Origin of the sequence: Pantoea sp. QMID4, assembly GCF_030270445.1 — a bacterium.
In the GTDB taxonomy this organism is placed as follows: domain Bacteria; phylum Pseudomonadota; class Gammaproteobacteria; order Enterobacterales; family Enterobacteriaceae; genus Pantoea; species Pantoea vagans.
In genome coordinates this window covers 173,467-192,916 of sequence record NZ_BSXL01000007.1, presented here as the reverse complement: position 1 = coordinate 192,916, position 19,450 = coordinate 173,467, and the positions used below count along the sequence as shown (strand labels likewise).

Sequence of the window (19,450 nt, the reverse complement as noted above, 5' to 3'; positions counted from 1 at the left end):
CCCGTCAACGGGCCAACTCAGGGATGAGGGGCGGAATCGCGCGGGATGAGCGGCCAGAGATGGCTTAAGCGCCTTTCCGATCTGACCGTGTTTCCTAAGCAGGCTCGATCTCACCGCTAAACGAGCCAGACGTTGCCAGTCATCTAAGGCCCTTCTGTTCAGAAGGGCCTTTTTTACGCCCTATGGCGACCCGCGTTACCGATCCCAGTAAGACTCTTCCAGACTGTCTTCCCGCTCCGGCAGGCCGCGGGTTAAACGCGGCGAATGCTGATTCAGCACCTGATAGCTGACGCGGTTAGCATACTTACACACCTGCGCCAGCGACGAATAGGTCAGATATGGACGCGCATGTTTACTGGAGTTCGGCACATTCAGGCTGTGATAGTTGTTGGCCGTAATGTCATGCAGCAACGCCGCCAGCGCACCATCTCCGGCGCCGTTGGTGTTCATGATCTTTTCTGGTCCGCCCATATAAGGCGCGATGTGCGAGAAGATGCGCAGCGGCTGCTGGCAATCCTGCTGGCGCATCACGCGGCTGAACTCATACTGGTTGAATTCCGCAATCGCGCCAGGCAGCAGCGGATGGTTGGTTTTACGTTTGAACTCGTCTTCGGTGTAGCCCGCCATATAAAGCCCAATCGGGCCAGCGGTGCAGAGCACCAGATCCACCCAGTCCAGCGCCATATCGGAAGCAAGCAGCGGATCGGATTCGCCGGTCAGCGCCAGCGCTTCCTCCTCGTTCATCGCCACGATGCTGACGTGCTCGCGCAGGAAGTCCCGCCAGAACTGAGGATTGTCGCCTATCACATGTTTGGTGCCCAGCGTCAGCACCACCGGTACGTTGTGGCGTCTGGCATATTCAATCGCCTGTAACGTTGCCTGTGGCATGGGTTCACCTTCGGCGCAGCGCACCAGATAGGAGGTCAGCACCAGCGCAGAAGCCCCGGCAATCATCGCTTCCGGCACATTATCCGGATGCAGCTGGTTCATCTGGCCGGGGCTGATCGCGAAGGTTCGCTCGCCATGTTCGCCAATCAGCGTAAAGCAGCGGCCAATAGCGCCATCAACGCCCTGCAGATAGTTGAGATCGACCCGGCTTGAGGTGTTGCAGAGATAGCGGTAGGCGTAGCCGCCAATCTGGATATTGTTGCACATCACGCCCAGCAGCACGGAGCGGTCGTCGGCCAGCACCGAGAAGTTGTGCAACGTGTTACCAATGGTGCCACCGGCAAACTGATGAGTGATCAGCCCATCGCGCATCAGCTCGTTGTACAACGCTTCCGCGACGGCATTATCGATAACCAGCGAGTGTCCGGCACTCAGGCCGTAACGGGCGAGAAAGTCGTCATCGACTTTGGCTTCGATATCCACCAGCGTCTGGTCGATACCCACCACCCAGCTTCCAGCATCAACATCGTGCTGAGCGGGCTGTAACAGGGGATCGCGTGCGCTGACGGGAAAGTAATGTTTGGATTTGCGTTTGCCGGGAAATTTCATCGGGAATGTCATCTGGAAAAACAGGCGGGGAATGATATCACACTCTCCGCCCGCGCTTTAACGGCGTGCGTCGACCAGTTGCACCATCATGTCGATATGCGCCTCATCGGCGTTCAGCGCCGGGATATACTCAAACTTCTCACCGCCGGCATGCATGAAGATTTCGCAGTTTTCACCACTGATTTCCTCCAGCGTTTCCAGGCAGTCAGACGAGAAGCCCGGACTCATGACCTGAACATGTTTAATCCCTTTGGCAGGCAGGCTTTCCATGGTTTTGTCGGTGTAAGGCATCAGCCAGGGCTCACGACCAAAACGCGACTGGAAGGTCATCATGTATTGATCCTCACGCAGACCCAGCGCTTTAACCAGCGCCGCCGTAGTATCGGCACAGCGTTGCGGATAGTCATCGCCTTCGTTGGCGAAGCGCTGCGGAATGCCGTGGAACGACAATACCAGCAGATCGGGCTGACCGTGCCGCTCAAACGAGCGCTCAACGGTCGCTTTCAGTGCAGCGATATAGGCCGGATGTTCGGCGTAATCACGGATGAACTGCACATCGGGCAGCGAACGATACCCTCTGAAGACGGTGGTCAGGCCATCCCAGACTGCGGCCACGGTGGAGCAGGAAAATTGCGGATAGAGTGGCAGCACAATCAGGCGGGTGACGCCCTGCGCCATCAGCTTATCGACTGCGCTTTTCAGGCTCGGATTGCCATAGCTCATACCCAGTTCGACGGGCATATCAACCCGTGCCGCCAGGGCATCGCGCTGACGCATGCTGTAGACCAGCAGCGGAGAACCGTCTTCCATCCAGACCGATGCGTAGAGCTTCGACACGCGCGGCGAGCGAAACGGCAGAATGACAGCATTGAGAACCGGCCACCAGAGCCAGCGCGGTGCATCGACCACGCGCGGATCGCTTAAAAACTGTTTCAGATAGCGTTTAACTGCAGGTGTGGTTGGGGCGTCTGGCGTACCTAAATTAACCAATAACACGCCGGGCTTATCTTGCCTCATTTGAGTTCCTTGATGACAACGGGGATGCGTGAAAACAGGGAAATTGTAGCGGAATTAGTGGGAGGTAAAAGCAATTACTGCAAAAGGGGCCAGTGATACCGGCCCCATTGAGCTTAGCCGAGGATCTCAGCCAGCTCGGCACTCACTTCGTTCACCTTACGGGTGCCGTCGATTTTGTGATAGGCGGTGTTGCCCGCTTCCGCTTCTTTGCTGTAGTAAGCAATGAGTGGCGCGGTCATCTGATGGTATTCCACCAGGCGCTTACGCACGGTCTCTTCCTGATCGTCTTTGCGCGTGGTCAGCTCTTCGCCTGTCACATCATCTTTACCTTCCACTTTCGGGGGATTAAAGGTGACGTGATAAACGCGGCCAGATGGCGCGTGAACGCGACGGCCCACGATACGTTCAACAATCAGCTCGTCCGGTACGGCGAACTCCAGCACGTGATCAACGGCGATCCCGGCCTCTTTCATTGCATCTGCCTGAGGAATGGTGCGCGGGAAACCGTCCAGCAGGAAACCGTTTTTGCAGTCTTCCTGAGTGATACGCTCTTTAACCAGCGCAATCACCAGCTCATCGGTTACGAGTTTGCCAGCATCCATGATGGCTTTCGCCTGGTTACCCAACTCGCTGCCTGCTTTTACTGCTGCACGCAACATGTCGCCAGTGGAGATTTGCGGAATGCCGTACTTCTCCATGATGAATTGGGCCTGAGTCCCCTTACCTGCGCCCGGAGCTCCGAGCAGAATAATACGCATTGCGTAAATCCCCTTGCGAATCGCATTGATCTATCTTAGAAGCGGAAGAACATACCATTATGACCCGCTCATCACAAGGAAGGGCGAGGATCGCTCAGGATGACTTTACCTTCTTTATGGACCTGAACACGACCCGGCTGGCTGGCCTGTCGCATTTTCAGATTTACCGCCTGTGCTGAGCAGAAATGGCGGGATGCCGCACAGCCATAAAAAAAGCCGGTGATCATCACCGGCTTCAGACTGCTGAAAAACTTAATGCTTCTGACGGTATAAACGCGTTCGCGATTGATGCTGAGCAGCATCAGCGTGTTTGCGTATGATTCCTGAACCCATGCTGCATTTGTCACTACAGGCCGGTGAAAATCACCGGCCTGTTGCCGTTATGCGGTCAGCAGCTGATTCATGCGACGGATAAACTGGTTAGGGTCGTCCAGCGTGCCGCGCTCGGCCAGCAGCGCCTGATCCAGCAGCAGTTCAATCCACTCACCAAAGCGTGTTTCATCCTGAGTATCGGCAACACGTTTCACCAGCGGGTGATCCGGGTTGATTTCAAACAGGTACTTCACTTCCGGCACGTCCTGTCCGGCCGCCGCGAACAGCTTCGCCATCTGCGTGGTCATCTCGTTGGCATCAGTGGTGACAATCGCTGGCGTATCGGTCAGACGATGGGTCAGACGCACCTCTTTCACGCGTTCGCCCAGCAGATTTTTCACCCGCTCAACAAACGGCTCCAGCGCTTTTTCCGCCTCTTTCTGCTCTTCGGTCTCTTCATCCGCCAGCTTGCTCAGCGACTCATCCGCTTTGCTGACCGACTGGAAGGTTTTACCGTCGAACTCAGTGAGGTAGCTCATCATCCATTCGTCGATGCGATCGGAGAGCAGCAGCACCTCAATGCCTTTTTTGCGGAACAGCTCCAGATGCGGGCTGCTCTTCGCAGCGGCATAGCTGTCAGCGGTGATGTAATAAATCTTCTCCTGACCTTCCACCATGCGGCTGACGTAATCTTCCAGCGAAATGGTCTGTGCTGAACCCTCGCTCTGGGTGGTGGCGAAGCGCAGCAGTTTTGCAATGGTTTCCTGGTTGGCGTTATCTTCCGCCGGGCCTTCTTTCAGCACCAGACCGAACTCATTCCAGAAGGTCTGGTATTTCTCGTTATCCTCTTTCGCCAGTTTTTCCAGCATCTGCAGGGTACGCTTCGTCAGCGCAGCACGCAGACTCTGTGTCACGCGGCTATCCTGCAGGATCTCACGGGAGACGTTCAGCGGCAGATCGTTCGAGTCAATCAGACCACGCACAAAGCGCAGGTAGTTCGGCATAAACTGCTCAGCGTCATCCATGATAAAGACGCGCTGCACGTAGAGTTTCAGGCCATGCTTCTGATCGCGGTTCCACATATCGAATGGCGCACGCGCCGGAATGTAGAGCAGACTGGTGTACTCCTGCTTACCTTCCACCCGATTGTGGCTCCAGGCGACCGGGTCGCTGTAGTCATGGGCGATATGCTTGTAGAACTCATTGTACTCGTCGTCGCTGATCTCAGATTTGTTGCGGGTCCACAGCGCCTGGGCTTTGTTGATTTTCTCCCAGTGCGTTCCCTCGCCTTCGTCATCTTTGCTCTCGATCTCAACCGGCAGCGCGATATGATCGGAATATTTGCTGATGATGCTGCGCACGCGCCACGCGTCCAGGAACTCATCCTCGCCTTCGCGCAGATGCAGGGTGATCTCAGTACCGCGATCGACTTTCTCGATCTCCGCCAGGGTATATTCGCCCTCGCCCGCGGATTCCCAGAATACGCCTTCATCGGCTGATGCGCCTGCGGCACGGGTACGCACCGTGACTTTATCCGCCACGATAAAGGCAGAGTAGAAACCGACACCGAACTGACCGATTAGCTGGCTGTCTTTCGCCTTATCGGAGCCCAGGGATTCCAGGAAAGATTTGGTGCCTGATTTGGCGATAGTCCCGAGGTTCTCAATGACCTCATCGCGACGCATACCGATACCGTTGTCACTGAGCGTGATGGTACGGTTGTCCTTATCAACAGAGAGACGAACACGCAGCTCGCCATCACCTTCATACAGGCTGGAATCTGACAGCGCACGGAAGCGTAGTTTATCTGCCGCATCCGAGGCGTTGGAGATCAGCTCACGCAGAAAAATCTCTTTGTTTGAATAGAGAGAATGGATCATCAGGTGCAGAAGTTGTTTTACTTCCGACTGAAAGCCACGGGTCTCTTGTCCTTTCATGGTCATTGCTACCTCAACAAAACAGGTTGAACAAACGTTGAGGTTGATGTGGGGATGACCGGAGGAATTTCAAGCCGGTGTCTGTCACAACACCGGCAAGTGATTAAAATTTAAACTTCTGGCGACCTGCCAGCGAGTGGGACAGCGTGGTGCCATCCACCATCTCCAGCTCTCCGCCTACCGGCACACCGTGCGCAATACGGCTGGCGTCAACGCCATACTGACCACAGAGCTCCGCGATGTAGTTTGCGGTGGCCTCGCCTTCTACCGTCGGGTTGGTGGCGAGGATCACTTCCTGCAGCGTTTCACTCTCCAGCCGCTGCTCCAGACGGTCCAGACCGATGTCCGCCGGACCGATTCCGTCGAGCGGCGAGAGATGCCCCATCAGCACAAAGTAGCGACCACCAAACTGGCCGGTTTGCTCAATGGCGTGGATATCTGCCGGGCTTTCCACCACGCAGATTTGACCATTCTGCTGACGCCGTGGATTGGCGCAGATGGTGCAAATTTCCTGTTCGGTGAATGTCCGGCAGTCGGAACAGTGTCCGATCTCCGACATCGCCCGGGTCAGCGCCTGCGCCAGCCGCATGCCACCGCTGCGATCGCGCTGCAGTAGCTGAAAAGCCATGCGCTGTGCCGACTTCGGCCCAACGCCGGGCAGACAGCGCAGCGACTCCATCAATGATTCAAGCAGTGGACTGGTTTGCATCAGAACGGCATCTTAAAGCCTGGTGGCAGCTGCATGCCTGAGGAGACAGACGCCATCTTCTCTTTCTGAGTTTCATCAATACGACGGGCTGCATCGTTGAACGCGGCGGCAATCAGATCTTCCAGCATATCTTTGTCATCTTCCAGCAGGCTGGGATCGACTTCCACGCGACGGCAGTTGTGCGCGCCATTAATGGTGACTTTTACCAGACCAGCACCCGACTCACCGGTCACTTCAATCGCGGCGATCTCTTCCTGAACCTTGGCCATTTTGTCCTGCATCTGCTGGGCCTGTTTCATCAGGTTACCCAATCCGCCTTTACCACCAAACATAGTTTTCTCTCTCAGCTGAGGCTACAACGCTATCGTTACGATAGCAGCAGCGTGTCTAAACAGGTCGGATACTCTCCTCATCCAGATCGGCATCAAAAAATCGCTGCAGCGTCTGAATGTGGGTATCACAGGTGATCGACTGACGCGCCTGCGCCAGTTTCTCTTCGTAAATGGCCTGACGCCACTCCAGTGGCGTCAACACCGATGAATTATCGTCTTCAACGACAGAGAGTTCAACTTTCTGCCCGGCACGCTGGCTAAGCGCATCACTTAATACCTGCTGCGCCGACAGTGAATTAAGGTGACGCTGGCTGCTGCGCAGATGCAGGCAGACACCATTTTCAGTTGTCTCTTTCCAGGCATTTAACGCCAGCTGCTGCACCAGCTTCGGCAGCGGCAGAGTTGTAATCTCTGCGGCCCAGGGATCGCGCTGCTGCGCCTCTTCGGCCAGACGCGCCGCCAGCTCAGGAGTTTTCTCATGCTCCAGTGCGGAACGCAAGGCCTTAGGCGTCGCCACCGGCTCCGCCACTTCAACCGGCTGATTAACCGCTTTCCAGCGGTATGCTTCCTCTTTTACCGGGGCGGCAGGCTCACGATCACGGATACGCTGCTGACTGCGCTCGGTAACCGAGGCCAGCCGCTCCAGCGCGGAGTTGGCCGGCCGCGCACCTGGCGCCGCCGGCTCACTCTTTTTTGGCTTGTTCGCTCCCTGACGCAGCAACTGAGTGCGCGCCTGCAGGAGCTGGCTGGTGGAGCTGGAGAGTGCCGAGTCAGGTGCCGCATCCGGTGGCGGCGCAGGCTGCGAAGCCGAATCGGGCGCGGCCATCTGTGGCTGAGCGGCAACCTGCTGTTGCGGCGCAGGCATCGGCTGCTGCGCTACGGGCGACCTTGTCTGAGCAGGTGACGATGTGGCTGGCTGTGCTGTCGTATGTCGTGCTACAGGCGCAGAACCGGGTGGTGCCGGTGACGTCTGCGCCGGAGCAACAGGTGCCATCTGTTCCGTTAACGCGGGACGCGCAATGGGTTCTGCCACCGCCGCTTTAGGATGAAACGCCAGAGCGCGCAGCAGCGTCATCTCAACGCCCATGCGGCGATCGGGCGCAATCGGCAGATCCTTACGGCCCATCAGCAGGGTCTGATAATAGAGCTGCAGATCGGCTGGCGGCACCACGCGGGCCAGTTCACGCAGCCGGATTGCATTGCTTTCTTCGTCATCGTTGAGCGAGGCCGGCAGCAGTTGCACCATCGCAATCTGATGCAGCAGGCGCAGCATCTCGACCAGCAGCGCCTCCCATTCCACCCCGCGTGACGCGGCCTGGCTCAGCAGGTTCATGACCTGCTGACCGTTACCGTCAACCAGCGCTTCCAGCAGACCCAGCGGCTGTTCATCATCCAGCGTGCCGAGCATAACGCTGACCGTGCTGCTGGTCACCGCGCCCTGCCCCATGGCAATCGCCTGGTCGGTGAGGCTCAGCGCATCGCGCATACTGCCATCGGCGGCACGCGCCAGCAGCTGCAGCGCCCGGGTTTCGCTCTCAATCTGTTCCTGCTTCAGTACATGCTCAAGCTGCTGACGGATTTGATCAACATCCAGCGCTTTGAGGTGGAACTGCAGGCAGCGCGAGAGAATGGTCACCGGCAGTTTCTGCGGATCGGTGGTCGCCAGCAGGAATTTAACGTGTGAAGGCGGCTCTTCCAGCGTCTTTAACAGCGCATTGAAGCTATGACGCGACAGCATGTGCACTTCATCGATCAGATAGACTTTGAAACGGCCACGCGCGGGCGCGTACTGCACGTTGTCGAGCAGATCGCGGGTATCTTCAACTTTGGTGCGTGAGGCGGCGTCAATCTCGATCAGATCGACAAAGCGGCCCTGCTCAATTTCACGGCAATTATCACACTGACCACAGGGGGTTGCGGTGATGCCGGTTTCGCAGTTAAGACCTTTGGCCAGCAGACGCGCAATAGTAGTTTTCCCTACGCCGCGGGTGCCGGAGAAGAGATAAGCATGATGGATGCGTCCCAGAGACAATCCATTCGCCAGCGCCGTCAGAACATGTTCCTGACCGACAACATCAGCAAAAGCCTGGGGACGCCATTTTCGCGCAAGTACCTGATAGCTCATGTGGAGTTCGACGAAGTTGGATGGAAAGATGAGCGCAGACGCTCTGCAACCCCTGTATAAGATTGCAGTAGTCTATCAGCTACGCTTTTGGCTGGCACTCGTTATCTTGACGCCGGAGGCATGACGGCCTCGCCGGGTGGCGAGGCCGAAAGCGTGGCTTAGTGGCCGGGGAATTTGACCAGGCTGTAGCTCTCAACGCCCAGGGCATTGAGACGCGATTCACCGGTCAGATCGAACAGGTTAATAATGAAGGCGGCATCTTTCACTTCACCGCCAGCGCGGCGAATCAGTTTAACGGTCGCTTCAAGGGTGCCGCCGGTCGCCAGCAGATCGTCAACCACCAGCACCCGATCGCCTGGCTGGATGGCATCTTTGTGCAATTCCAGCTTGTCGGTGCCGTATTCCAGCTCATAGGATTCGCTGTAAACCTCACGCGGCAGTTTGCCAGGCTTACGAACCGGAACAAAACCGACACCGAGGCCTAATGCCACGGGTGCACCAAACAGAAAACCGCGCGCTTCCGTGCCCACCACTTTGGTGATGCCTTTATTACGGTAACGCTCAACCAGCAGCGCAATCGACGCGGCATAGGCTTTCGGGTCTTCCAGCAGGCTGGTGACATCGCGGAACAGGATGCCTGGCTTAGGATAATCGGGGATACTTTTAATGCTGTTTTTAATGAATTCAAGCTGCTGCGCAGTGTCGGTCATAATGATACGCCTGGTAAAAAATTCTGTTTCGCGCAGCTTCAGGAGCGCTAATACCTGGTAAAAGGCTCAGCGGAAGTCAATTCACAAAGGGAAGCCACGCACGAAGACGCCCAAATCTAAGCAAATGACCGGCTAAATGCAACTTTATCGCGGCGGTGGCGGTGCGTCCGCTGTTTCTGCCACCACCGGGATTCGCCACATAAACAGCAGCAGCGCCGCCAGTATGATCAGCAGCATGATGCGAACCCAGAGCTGATGCACCAGAAAAAGTGAGAGACTAAAGGTAGCGACTATCAGGCAGATAGCGCGCACTTTGGCACCCGGCGGCATGGCGCGATGCTGTTGCCAGTGACGCAGATAGCGGCCAAACGGTGATTTCCACAGCAGCCAGTGATGGAAACGCGGCGATGAACGGGCAAAACACCAGGCCGCCAGCAGCATGAATGGCGTGGTGGGTAATAAAGGTAATACAATGCCCAGCGTCCCCAGCACAATCGCCAGCCAGCCGAGGGTTAATAACAGAATGCGTTGCATGAATCTCGCCCAGCTCTTTCCTCATCAGCGTACGTTAGCACAACTCAGGGCCAGACGATGAGTGCGATCGCTGTACAACAGCGCCTGCACCAGCTCCTTATCGCCCTGCGTCAGGAGATTGCCTGCCATCCCGATGGCGTTTGCCGTCTGCCACGTTTTGATACTCAGCTATTCCAGACCAAAGGTACGCGACTGGCAGATTATCTGCAGGAGGTGGAACAGAACTTCGCCCGATTATGCGATGTTAGCCATGACCTTGCCCGCAGTGCCTGGCTGGCTGAACGCCTGGTCGATCAGATTGCCGCCCTCCAACGTGAGGCGAGTACCCAAGAGTTGCGTACCCGACGCGAACAGCCAGTAAAGAACCCACGCGCGACCCGATATCAGGAGTACCGTGAATTTGAACGGCGTTTACTGGCGATGATCGATCAGCGTGAGCAGCGGCTGGCACTGGCTGAAACGCTGGCGGTACAGCATCAACTGAAGCATGATCTGGAAACGCTGGAGGGACGACTGGCACGCTGTCGACAGGCGATTCGCTCGGTTGAGTGGGCCTCGTCATTGCGCGGCAGTGAAGACGGCGAATAAAGCGCAGCGTGATAAAAGCGCTTCTATACTGGGTATAATTCTGCGTGGAGAAGAACCATGGGTTTACTGACCTGGCTGCTATGCGGGCTACTGCTGGGATTGCTGAAGCGTCTGCTGATGCCGGGACGACCCGGCGGCCTGATGGCGACGCTGACGCTATCGATGATCGGCGCACTGATTGGCGGCTATACCGCCACCTATTTTGAACTGGGCTCGCTGGCAACGTTGCATGCTGGCGCGCTGGGCATGGCGATTCTCGGCGCAGTGCTGATGCTGCTGGTCGCCGCCCGCTTACGTATTTAGGAGAAGAGATGTCACTGGAAAACGCCCCTGACGACGTCAAACTGGCAGTGGATCTGATTCAGCTTCTGGAAGAGCATCAACTGCCGGTTGAAACGGTGATTTCAGCGCTGGCCATGGTGCAGCGCGATTTCGAGAACAAGCGCGATGGGCAACCTGCTTAGCGCTGAGCAGTCAGCGTCGGACTAAGACGCAGCATATCGATAAAGGCATTGACCAGCGTTGGCGCGTCAGCGGCTAAGTCAAAACTCTCGGGCGCAAACAGCCAGCTTTCCATCATGCCATTAACGTAACCACGCAGGATAAATGCGGCCTGACGCGTACTGAGACTGCCCGGAAGTTGTCCGGCTTCAATGCACTGACGCAGGACATCTTCTATTTTGTCGTAGCACTCCAGCAGCAGGCTTTGCTGAATATTTTTCAGCGCCGACATTTCGCCTACAAATTCACATTTATGGAAAATGATCTCCATCAAAGCGCGGCGCTGCGGATCCTTTGCTGTTGCATCAAAGATATAGACCAGCATTGCGCGCAACACTGAGAGTGGATCGCCAGGGTATTTTGTCTGATACTCAAGTTCCACATCGTCCAGACCAGCATCACAACGAAGCCATATTTCATGTAATACATCGGCTTTATTTTTGAAGTGCCAGTAGATAGCCCCACGCGTGACACTGGCGGCGGTGGCAATCTCTGCAAGAGAAGTGGCTGAGACGCCCTGCTGCGAAAACAGAATAATGGCGGCATCAAGAATTTGATGCCGCGTTTCAAGTGCTTGCGCTTTGGTTTTTCGTGCCATAGGGGGCTTTTTTTACAAACAGGTAAGTTTACATACATTTGTGAATGTATGTACCATAGCATGACCTGCGACTTGACACAGCAATGGGTTTTTCAGTTTGTGATCCATTGGCCAATTGATATCGGACACTAGAGGTTTATTTATGAATAAAATCAGAGGATTATCGCCTCTGGCGGCCGTCCTGATGCTATCAGGCAGCTTTTTGTTAACAGGATGTGACAACAATAAATCCGAACAAGCCGCCCAGCAACCGCCAGCAGTGGGTGTTGTGACACTTAAAACTGAACCCCTGAAAATTTCGACTGAATTACCTGGCCGCACCTCAGCATATCGTGTGGCTGAAGTCCGTCCGCAGGTTTCCGGTATCATTCTGAAGCGTAATTTCGTTGAAGGCAGCGATGTCAAAGCAGGTCAGTCTCTTTATCAGATCGATCCGGCGACTTATCAGGCCGCTTACGACAGCGCTAAAGGCGATTTGACTCAGGCTCAGGCGAATGCACGCATCGCTCAGCTGACCGTCAAGCGCTATAAACCGCTGCTCGGCACCAGGTATATCAGTCAGCAGGATTACGACACCGCCGTTGCCACTGCCGCGCAAAACGATGCTGCCGTGCAGGTGGCAAAAGCCAACGTGGAAACGGCCCGTATTAACCTGGCTTATACCAAAGTGACTTCGCCTATCAGTGGCCGCATCGGTAAATCCTCTGTTACCGAAGGTGCACTGGTACAAAGCGCACAAACCACCGCGCTGGCTACCGTGCAGCAGCTTGATCCCATGTATGTCGACGTGACCCAGTCGAGCGAAGATTTCATGCGCTTACGTTCCGAACTGGAATCGGGTCAGCTAAAGCAGAACGATGGCAAAGCTAACGTGACGCTGCTGATGCAGAATGGCAGCAGCTATGCACAGACCGGTACGCTGGAGTTCTCTGACGTAACCGTTGATGAAACCACCGGTTCCATCACCCTGCGCGCCATTGTCCCGAACCCGAACCACACGCTGTTACCGGGCATGTTTGTTCGTGCGCGTCTGGATGAGGGGATCAACCCGAATGCAATGCTGGTGCCGCAACAGGCTGTCACCCGCACGCCAACGGGTCAGGCAACCGTGATGGTTGTGGGTGCAGATAACAAAGTTGAATCACGTCAGGTCACCACCTCTCAGGCGATTGGCGACAAGTGGTTAGTGACCGACGGCGTTAAAGCAGGCGAACGTGTGATCAGCACCGGTCTGCAGCGAGCCAAGCCGGGCGCACAGGTAACCCCACAAGAAGTCTCAGACGATGCGAAAGCGGCACCCGATTCAAAGCCGCAGTCTGACAAGTCATCGTCATAACAGGAGCCGTTGATTCATGGCTAAGTTCTTTATCGATCGCCCCATCTTTGCGTGGGTGCTCGCCATCATCATTATGCTGGTCGGTGCGCTATCGATTCTCAAACTTCCGATCGAGCAATATCCTAATGTTGCGCCGCCGGCGATTGAGATTCAGGCGACCTACCCTGGTGCGGATGCAAAAACGCTGCAGGACTCGGTGACGCAGGTCATTGAGCAAAATATGAATGGTATCGATGGACTGATGTATATGTCCTCGAGCAGCGACTCATCCGGTACGCTGACCCTGACTATCTCCTTTGAGTCAGGAACAGATGCGGATATCGCGCAGGTTCAGGTGCAGAACAAACTGCAGCTGGCGACGCCGCTGCTACCGCAGGAAGTGCAGCAACAGGGGATTCAGGTCAAAAAATCCTCCAGCAGCTTTCTGATGGTTGCGGGCTTCATCAGCGACGATGACAATATGACGCAAAATGATATTTCTGATTTCATTTCGTCGTCCATTAAAGATCCCATCAGCCGTACCAAAGGCGTGGGTGATACCCAGGTATTTGGTGCGCAGTACGCGATGCGTATCTGGATGGATCCGCACAAGCTCAACAACTACAACCTGACACCGGTCGATGTGATCAGCGCGCTGAACACTCAGAACACCCAGGTCGCTGCCGGTCAGTTGGGCGGTACGCCTCCTGTTCCGGGCCAGCAGCTTAACGCCTCCATCATTGCGCAAACCCGTCTGACCTCAACGGATGAGTTCGGTAAAATTCTGCTCAAAGTAAACGAGGATGGTTCTCAGGTTCGTCTGCGTGATGTGGCCAGAATTGAGCTCGGCGCAGAAAACTACGAGATCGTTGCCCGTTATAACGGCAAGCCTGCATCCGGTATCGGTATCAAGCTGGCCACCGGTGCAAATGCGCTGGATACTGCCAATGCGGTAAAAGCCGAGCTGGCCAAATTGCAGCCAACGTTCCCGGCCGGGTTAAAGGTAGTCTATCCGTATGACACCACCCCATTCGTTAAGATCTCGATTTTCGAAGTAGTGAAAACGCTGATCGAAGCGATTGTGCTGGTGTTCCTGGTCATGTACCTGTTCCTGCAAAACTTCCGCGCCACGCTGATTCCTACCATCGCCGTACCCGTGGTATTGCTGGGTACGTTTGCCGTTATCAGCGCGTTTGGTTATTCGATAAACACCCTGACGATGTTCGGGATGGTGCTGGCCATCGGTTTGCTGGTGGATGACGCCATCGTGGTGGTAGAGAACGTCGAACGCGTCATGGCGGAAGAAGGATTGCCGCCAAAAGAAGCGACTAAGCGTTCCATGGAGCAGATTCAGGGCGCGCTGGTCGGTATCGCGCTGGTGCTCGCCGCCGTATTTATTCCGATGGCGTTCTTTGGTGGTTCGACCGGCGTTATTTATCGTCAGTTCTCAATCACCATCGTTTCAGCGATGGCGCTGTCGGTGCTGGTCGCCTTTATTCTGACGCCGGCACTCTGTGCCACCATGCTGAAACCGGTTAAAAAAGGCGAGCACGGCAAAACCACCGGTTTCTTCGGCTGGTTCAACCGCATGTTCGACAAAAGCACCCACCACTATGTCGACAGCGTCGGTCACATGATCCGCAGTACGGGTCGCTATATGGTGATCTACCTGCTGATTGTGGTCGGTATGGCGTTTCTGTTTATGCGACTGCCCTCTTCATTCTTACCGGAAGAGGATCAGGGCCTGCTGCTCGCTCAGGCACAGCTGCCAGCAGGTGCTACTCAGGAACGTACCCAGAAAGTGCTGGATCAGGTGACGGATTACTTCCTGACGCAAGAGAAAGATACGGTTAAATCGGTGTTCACCGTTAACGGCTTCGGCTTTGCTGGCCGTGGACAAAACACCGGTATTGCCTTTGTCAGTCTTAAGCCCTGGGATGAGCGTGCCGGTAGCGACATGAAAGTACCGGCGATTGCTGGCCGTGCCATGCAGGCGCTGGGCGCGATCAAAGATGCAATGGTTATCCCCTTCAACCTGCCAGCGATTATCGAGCTAGGTAACGCGACCGGCTTTGACTTTGAGCTGATCGATCAGAACAACCTCGGCCACGATAAGCTGACGGAAGCACGTAATCAGCTGTTCGGTATGATTGCGCAGCATCCTGATACGCTGGTGGGTGTTCGCCCTAACGGGATGGAAGATACACCGCAGTACAAACTGACTATCGATCAGGAAAAAGCGCAGGCGCTGGGCGTATCACTGAGTGATATCAATACCACGCTGGCAGCCTCCTGGGGCGGCTCCTACGTAAACGACTTCATTGACCGTGGTCGTGTGAAGAAAGTTTACGTCATGGGCAATGCGGATTCCCGTATGCTGCCGGACGACATTGGTAAATGGTACGTGCGTAACAGCAGTGGAACCATGGTGCCCTTCTCTGCCTTCTCGTCAGCGAAGTGGCAATATGGTTCACCGCGTCTTGAGCGCTACAATGGTCTGCCAGCCATGGAAATTCTGGGCCAGGCCGCACCCGGCAAAAGCTCCGGTGCAGCAATGGACCTGATGGAAGAGCTGGCGGCGAAGCTGCCTGCGGGCATCGGCTATGACTGGACCGGTATGTCCTATCAGGAACGTCTGTCAGGCAACCAGGCACCTGCGCTCTATGCCATCTCGCTGATTGTGGTCTTCCTGTGTCTTGCCGCACTGTACGAAAGCTGGTCGATTCCATTCTCGGTCATGCTGGTTGTTCCACTCGGGGTCATCGGTGCGCTGATCTTTACCACGCTGCGTGGCCTGAGTAACGACGTCTACTTCGTGGTGGGGTTACTGACAACCATCGGCCTCTCAACCAAGAACGCCATCCTTATCGTCGAATTTGCCAAGGATTTGATGGATAAAGAGGGTAAAGGGCTGATTGAAGCAGCGCTGGAAGCCTGTCGTATGCGTCTGCGTCCTATTCTGATGACGTCACTGGCGTTTATTCTCGGGGTACTGCCGCTGGCGATCAGTACGGGTGCTGGCTCCGGTTCGCAAAACGCCGTAGGTACTGGCGTTATCGGGGGCATGGTCACCGCGACCATACTGGCGATCTTCTTCGTTCCTGTGTTCTTTGTGGTGGTACGCCGCCGCTTTGGCAAGAAAAAAGACGAATCAGCGCACAGTCATCCGGTTGAGCACAACCAGACTCACTAAGCTGTAAATCATCTGAGGCCGCGCAAGCGGCCTTTTTTATGCCTGCGATTCTGCCCTTCTCATTTGTTCATCCTTACTTTTACTGACTCACTGCCCGTTGCAATCCTGGTCAGGGCGGCGCATACTATTGTTATAGTATAACATTACACAGGCGAATATTATGAAAGCGAACATTCATCCTCACTATCGTCACGTGGTCTTCCATGACACATCAGCTGACGTTTATTTCAAAATCGGTTCGACCATCAAAACCGATCGCACCGTAGAGTTTGAAGGTGAAACGTTGCCCTACGTCACGCTGGATGTGTCGTCGGCTTCACACGTTTTCTACACCGGCAAACAGAAAGATTTTGCTAAAGAGGGCAGTACCGCGCGCTTCAACCAGCGGTTTGGGCGCTTTCTTGGCCGTAAATAAGGAAAAGATTCATGCAGGTATTAAGCTCGCTGCGTTCAGCAAAACTTCGTCATCGGGATTGTAAAGTGGTGCGCCGCAAAGGCCGGATTTACGTGATCTGTAAAACGAATCCACGCTTTAAAGCCGTACAGGGAAGGAAGAAAAAACGCTAGTGTGTGTCGTGATGACTGGCCGGGCTTGCCCGGCCTTTTTTATGCTTAGCGCATGCTCTTCAGCATCGCATTCACGTTATGTTTAAAGGCCACCTGATAAGTGGCTGCCGGGCCAGAGGCCGTGGACAACGCTTCCGGATAGAGCTCACCGCCCGGCTCAGCGCCGGTGGCGCTGGCAATCTGTTTAACCAGGCGCGGATCGGTCTGGTTCTCGATGAAATAGCGGCTGATATGCTGCTGCTTTAGTTGGGTAATTAAACTACCCACGTCACTGGCACTCGCTTCCGCTTCGGTAGAGAACCCCACTGGCGCAAGAAACGACACGCCATAACGCTGTCCAAAGTAGCCAAACGCATCATGACTGGTCAGTACTTTCCGTTTGTCGACAGGCACCGCATCAAAAGCCGTTTTTGCCCAGCTATCCAGCGCCTCCAGTTGCTGAATGTAATTCTGACCACGCTGACGAATGGCCGCGGCATCTTCAGGATCGGCTTTGACCAGTGCATTCATTACGTTAGTGGCATAGATCACGCCGTTCTGCATGCTGTTCCAGGCGTGAGGATCGGTAACCGTTTTGCCCTCCTCCTCCATGCTGCGGGTGGTGACTCCAGCCGAGGCCACTACGGGCTGGCCGCGATATCCGGAGGCACTCACCAGCCGATCCATCCACCCTTCCAGTCCCAGTCCACTGACAAAAACCAGATCGGCCTTTGCCAGTGCCTGACTGTCCTGTGGCGTGGGTTCAAACGTATGAGGATCGCCATTCGGCCCCACCAGGCTTTTCACGTTGACGTGATCGCCGCCGACCTGCTTAACGATGTCTGCCAGCACAGTAAAGCTGGCCACTACATCCACCGTTTTTGCCATCGCAAAAGGCGTGGCAAACAGCGTCGCGATCGCCAGGCTAACCGGTAATTTCTTCATAGATACCCCTTAAGATTAATGGCGGCGCAAAATTCCGCCGCACGGCCCTGCAAGAATGGAGAGGAAAAACAGCATAGCGGCGCTCAGCACCACAGCGGGGCCGGCCGGCAATGAAAAGTGCCAGGAAAGCATCAGTCCCGCCAGCGCTGAAATCATTGCCAGGAAAATGGCAATCACCAGCATTGCGGCAAGATGACGGCTCCAGAAACGGGCGCTGGCGGCGGGCAGCATCATCAGTCCCACCGACATCAGCGTGCCCAGAACCTGAAAGCCCGCGACCAGATTCAGCACCACCAGCATTAAAAACAGACCATGCACCAGCGGCGCGCTCCATTTCCCCTGCGCCCGCAGAAAGTCACCGTCAAATGCGTCGATGACCAGCGGACGATAGATGATCGCCAGAACAGTTAGCGTAAAGGCGGCGATGCCGCCGACCAGCAGCAGCGCGGCGTTATCCACCGCCAGCAGCGAGCCAAACAGAACATGCAGCAGATCCACGCTTGAGCCGCGTAATGAGACCAGCGTGACACCCAGCGCCAGGGAGCCAAGATAGAACCCGGCAAAACTGGCATCTTCTTTCAGAGGCGTATAGCGACTGACCGCACCAGAAAGCAGCGCCACGGCTAAACCGGCGATCAGGCCGCCGATTCCCATCGCAACCAGTGACAGGCCGGAAATCAGATAGCCAATAGCGGCACCGGGCAGCACTGCATGTGATAAGGCATCACCAATCAGGCTCATCCGGCGCAGTGAAAGGAACACGCCGAGCGGCGTAGCGCTGACCGCCAGTGCAAAGCAGGCCACCAGCGCGCGTCGCATAAAACCAAACTCAATAAAAGGCTGCATCAGGGTCACGGCGCACAACTCCGCAAAGGGATAGCGGGCTGGCTGGTGCAGTTGACCTCACGGTTATCCATCGACATCACGTTACTGAAGTAGCGCGCCACCAGCGGACGATCGTGCAGCACCACCAGCAGAGTTGTGCCGGCCAGCTGTTGCTGCTCAAGGATCGACATCAGTAATGTCACGGTCTGGCTGTCAATGCCGTTGAAAGGCTCATCCAGCAGCCAGAGCTGGCTGCGCTGCAACATCAGCCGCGCAAACAATACACGCTGAAGTTGTCCGCCTGATAAAGTCGCGGGCTGCGCATCTGCATAATCACCCATCTGAACGGCCTCCAGCGCCTGCCAGATTTCCCGGCGTAGTACCCGGTTAATACCGCCGAACCAGCCGCAGCGCGGCCAGCAGCCTATGGAGACCAGTTCAAATACTGTCAGGGGAAAACGGATTTCAAGTTCTGTACGCTGCGGCATCCAGCCGATATCCCGACGCGAAACCTGCAATTCACAACGTCCGGCTATCGGTGGCAACAAACCCGCAATGGTTTTTAGCAAGGTTGATTTGCCACTGCCGTTAGCACCGACTAAGGCTGTCATCGAGCCAGCTGCAAGCTGCCCGGAAACCGGCGGGGTTACGCTCTGTCCCTGATAGCCAGCACGAAGCGTATTGAACCGGATCATGCGCTGATCCCCCATTTTATGGCCATAGCTAGCAGCGCGATAAATAGCACCGCGACACTCAGCCGCCCACCCAATGACATAAGTAATCCACTCTGACGCATTGCTTCACCAATATGTTATAACATAACACATAAGATACCGGATATCCCTTCAGTGGAAACGCGTGATTGTGTATCAAAAGATAAACAGCGACAGGACCTGCGACAGGATGCTGGCAGGCACAGTCGCCGGCTGACGCGCAGATGCTGACAGATTTGTGCTCTGCAGGCTTGCAAAGCAGTTGCAGAAAACCAATGATAGGTTTATTAACGGT

21 protein-coding genes and 1 other annotated feature are annotated in these 19,450 nt (G+C 55.5%); of the genes, 7 read left to right on the top strand and 14 right to left on the bottom strand.

Annotated elements, in window-relative coordinates:
• Positions 1-195: 195 nt before the first annotated feature.
• From QSK07_RS16955 to QSK07_RS16910, 10 genes are all read right to left on the bottom strand, one after another.
• Complete coding sequence (locus tag QSK07_RS16955; protein WP_098051285.1) at positions 196-1,497, bottom strand: inosine/guanosine kinase; 1,302 nt, start codon at positions 1,495-1,497, stop codon at positions 196-198.
• Positions 1,498-1,554: 57 nt separating this feature from the next.
• The gene (hemH, locus tag QSK07_RS16950; protein ID WP_098051286.1) at positions 1,555-2,514 is read right to left on the bottom strand and encodes a ferrochelatase; all 960 of its coding nucleotides are present in this window, start codon (positions 2,512-2,514) and stop codon (positions 1,555-1,557) included.
• Positions 2,515-2,627: 113 nt separating this feature from the next.
• Positions 2,628-3,272: an adenylate kinase gene (gene adk, locus QSK07_RS16945; RefSeq protein WP_098051287.1), complete on the bottom strand. Its 645-nt coding sequence runs from the start codon at positions 3,270-3,272 to the stop codon at positions 2,628-2,630.
• 71 nt (positions 3,273-3,343) lie between these two features.
• Entirely contained in the window at positions 3,344-3,574 is a 231-nt protein-coding gene (locus QSK07_RS16940; RefSeq protein WP_098051288.1) for a hypothetical protein, read from the bottom strand.
• 78 nt (positions 3,575-3,652) lie between these two features.
• A complete protein-coding gene (gene htpG / locus QSK07_RS16935) occupies positions 3,653-5,527 on the bottom strand; it encodes a molecular chaperone HtpG (RefSeq protein WP_285720909.1) in 1,875 nt (624 codons plus the stop codon).
• 97 nt (positions 5,528-5,624) lie between these two features.
• Positions 5,625-6,230, bottom strand: coding sequence for a recombination mediator RecR (gene recR / locus QSK07_RS16930; RefSeq protein ID WP_013357024.1), 606 nt, complete (start codon positions 6,228-6,230; stop codon positions 5,625-5,627).
• Positions 6,230-6,562: a YbaB/EbfC family nucleoid-associated protein gene (locus QSK07_RS16925; RefSeq protein WP_003850423.1), complete on the bottom strand. Its 333-nt coding sequence runs from the start codon at positions 6,560-6,562 to the stop codon at positions 6,230-6,232. Before QSK07_RS16925 ends, recR begins: the two co-directional genes overlap by 1 nt.
• 55 nt (positions 6,563-6,617) lie before the next feature.
• On the bottom strand, positions 6,618-8,687 hold the full coding sequence (gene dnaX, locus QSK07_RS16920; protein WP_285720910.1) for a DNA polymerase III subunit gamma/tau: 2,070 nt from the start codon (positions 8,685-8,687) through the stop codon (positions 6,618-6,620).
• Positions 7,215-7,276: a sequence feature (DnaX frameshifting element), on the bottom strand. It overlaps the preceding gene by 62 nt.
• 158 nt (positions 8,688-8,845) lie before the next feature.
• Entirely contained in the window at positions 8,846-9,397 is a 552-nt protein-coding gene (apt, locus tag QSK07_RS16915; protein WP_275219949.1) for an adenine phosphoribosyltransferase, read from the bottom strand.
• Positions 9,398-9,541: 144 nt separating this feature from the next.
• Positions 9,542-9,931: a DUF454 family protein gene (locus tag QSK07_RS16910; protein ID WP_285720911.1), complete on the bottom strand. Its 390-nt coding sequence runs from the start codon at positions 9,929-9,931 to the stop codon at positions 9,542-9,544.
• 57 nt (positions 9,932-9,988) lie between these two features.
• Between QSK07_RS16910 and priC the strand changes: the two genes are divergently transcribed.
• The 3 genes from priC to rsmS are packed head-to-tail and all read left to right on the top strand — an operon-like array spanning position 9,989 to position 10,983.
• A complete protein-coding gene (gene priC, locus QSK07_RS16905) occupies positions 9,989-10,519 on the top strand; it encodes a primosomal replication protein PriC (RefSeq protein ID WP_285720912.1) in 531 nt (176 codons plus the stop codon).
• A 57-nt stretch (positions 10,520-10,576) separates the two neighbouring features.
• A complete protein-coding gene (locus QSK07_RS16900) occupies positions 10,577-10,822 on the top strand; it encodes a GlsB/YeaQ/YmgE family stress response membrane protein (protein ID WP_285720913.1) in 246 nt (81 codons plus the stop codon).
• A gap of 8 nt (positions 10,823-10,830) precedes the next feature.
• On the top strand, positions 10,831-10,983 hold the full coding sequence (gene rsmS / locus QSK07_RS16895) for a pleiotropic regulatory protein RsmS (protein WP_275219951.1): 153 nt from the start codon (positions 10,831-10,833) through the stop codon (positions 10,981-10,983).
• Here rsmS and acrR read toward each other — a convergent pair.
• Complete coding sequence (gene acrR / locus QSK07_RS16890) at positions 10,980-11,618, bottom strand: multidrug efflux transporter transcriptional repressor AcrR (RefSeq protein ID WP_275219952.1); 639 nt, start codon at positions 11,616-11,618, stop codon at positions 10,980-10,982. The genes rsmS and acrR overlap by 4 nt on opposite strands.
• A gap of 142 nt (positions 11,619-11,760) precedes the next feature.
• Here acrR and QSK07_RS16885 point away from each other — a divergent pair, with 142 nt between their 5' ends.
• From QSK07_RS16885 to ykgO, 4 genes are all read left to right on the top strand, one after another.
• Positions 11,761-12,954: an efflux RND transporter periplasmic adaptor subunit gene (locus tag QSK07_RS16885; protein ID WP_275219953.1), complete on the top strand. Its 1,194-nt coding sequence runs from the start codon at positions 11,761-11,763 to the stop codon at positions 12,952-12,954.
• Between the two features lie 16 nt (positions 12,955-12,970).
• Entirely contained in the window at positions 12,971-16,126 is a 3,156-nt protein-coding gene (locus QSK07_RS16880; RefSeq protein WP_098051295.1) for a multidrug efflux RND transporter permease subunit AcrB, read from the top strand.
• A 160-nt stretch (positions 16,127-16,286) separates the two neighbouring features.
• On the top strand, positions 16,287-16,541 hold the full coding sequence (locus tag QSK07_RS16875) for a type B 50S ribosomal protein L31 (RefSeq protein ID WP_033782196.1): 255 nt from the start codon (positions 16,287-16,289) through the stop codon (positions 16,539-16,541).
• Positions 16,542-16,552: 11 nt separating this feature from the next.
• Positions 16,553-16,693 carry a type B 50S ribosomal protein L36 gene (gene ykgO / locus QSK07_RS16870; RefSeq protein ID WP_098051296.1) on the top strand — a complete coding sequence of 47 codons (141 nt, stop codon included), beginning with the start codon at positions 16,553-16,555 and terminating at the stop codon, positions 16,691-16,693.
• 45 nt (positions 16,694-16,738) lie between these two features.
• Here the strand turns inward: ykgO and QSK07_RS16865 are convergent, their stop codons facing one another.
• The 3 genes from QSK07_RS16865 to QSK07_RS16855 are packed head-to-tail and all read right to left on the bottom strand — an operon-like array spanning position 16,739 to position 19,137.
• On the bottom strand, positions 16,739-17,617 hold the full coding sequence (locus QSK07_RS16865) for a metal ABC transporter substrate-binding protein (RefSeq protein ID WP_098051297.1): 879 nt from the start codon (positions 17,615-17,617) through the stop codon (positions 16,739-16,741).
• Positions 17,618-17,632: 15 nt separating this feature from the next.
• Complete coding sequence (locus QSK07_RS16860) at positions 17,633-18,472, bottom strand: metal ABC transporter permease (protein WP_098051298.1); 840 nt, start codon at positions 18,470-18,472, stop codon at positions 17,633-17,635.
• Positions 18,469-19,137, bottom strand: a complete 669-nt coding sequence (locus QSK07_RS16855; protein ID WP_098053069.1) for a metal ABC transporter ATP-binding protein — start codon at positions 19,135-19,137, stop codon at positions 18,469-18,471. Before QSK07_RS16855 ends, QSK07_RS16860 begins: the two co-directional genes overlap by 4 nt.
• Between the last annotated feature and the right edge of the window lie 313 nt (positions 19,138-19,450).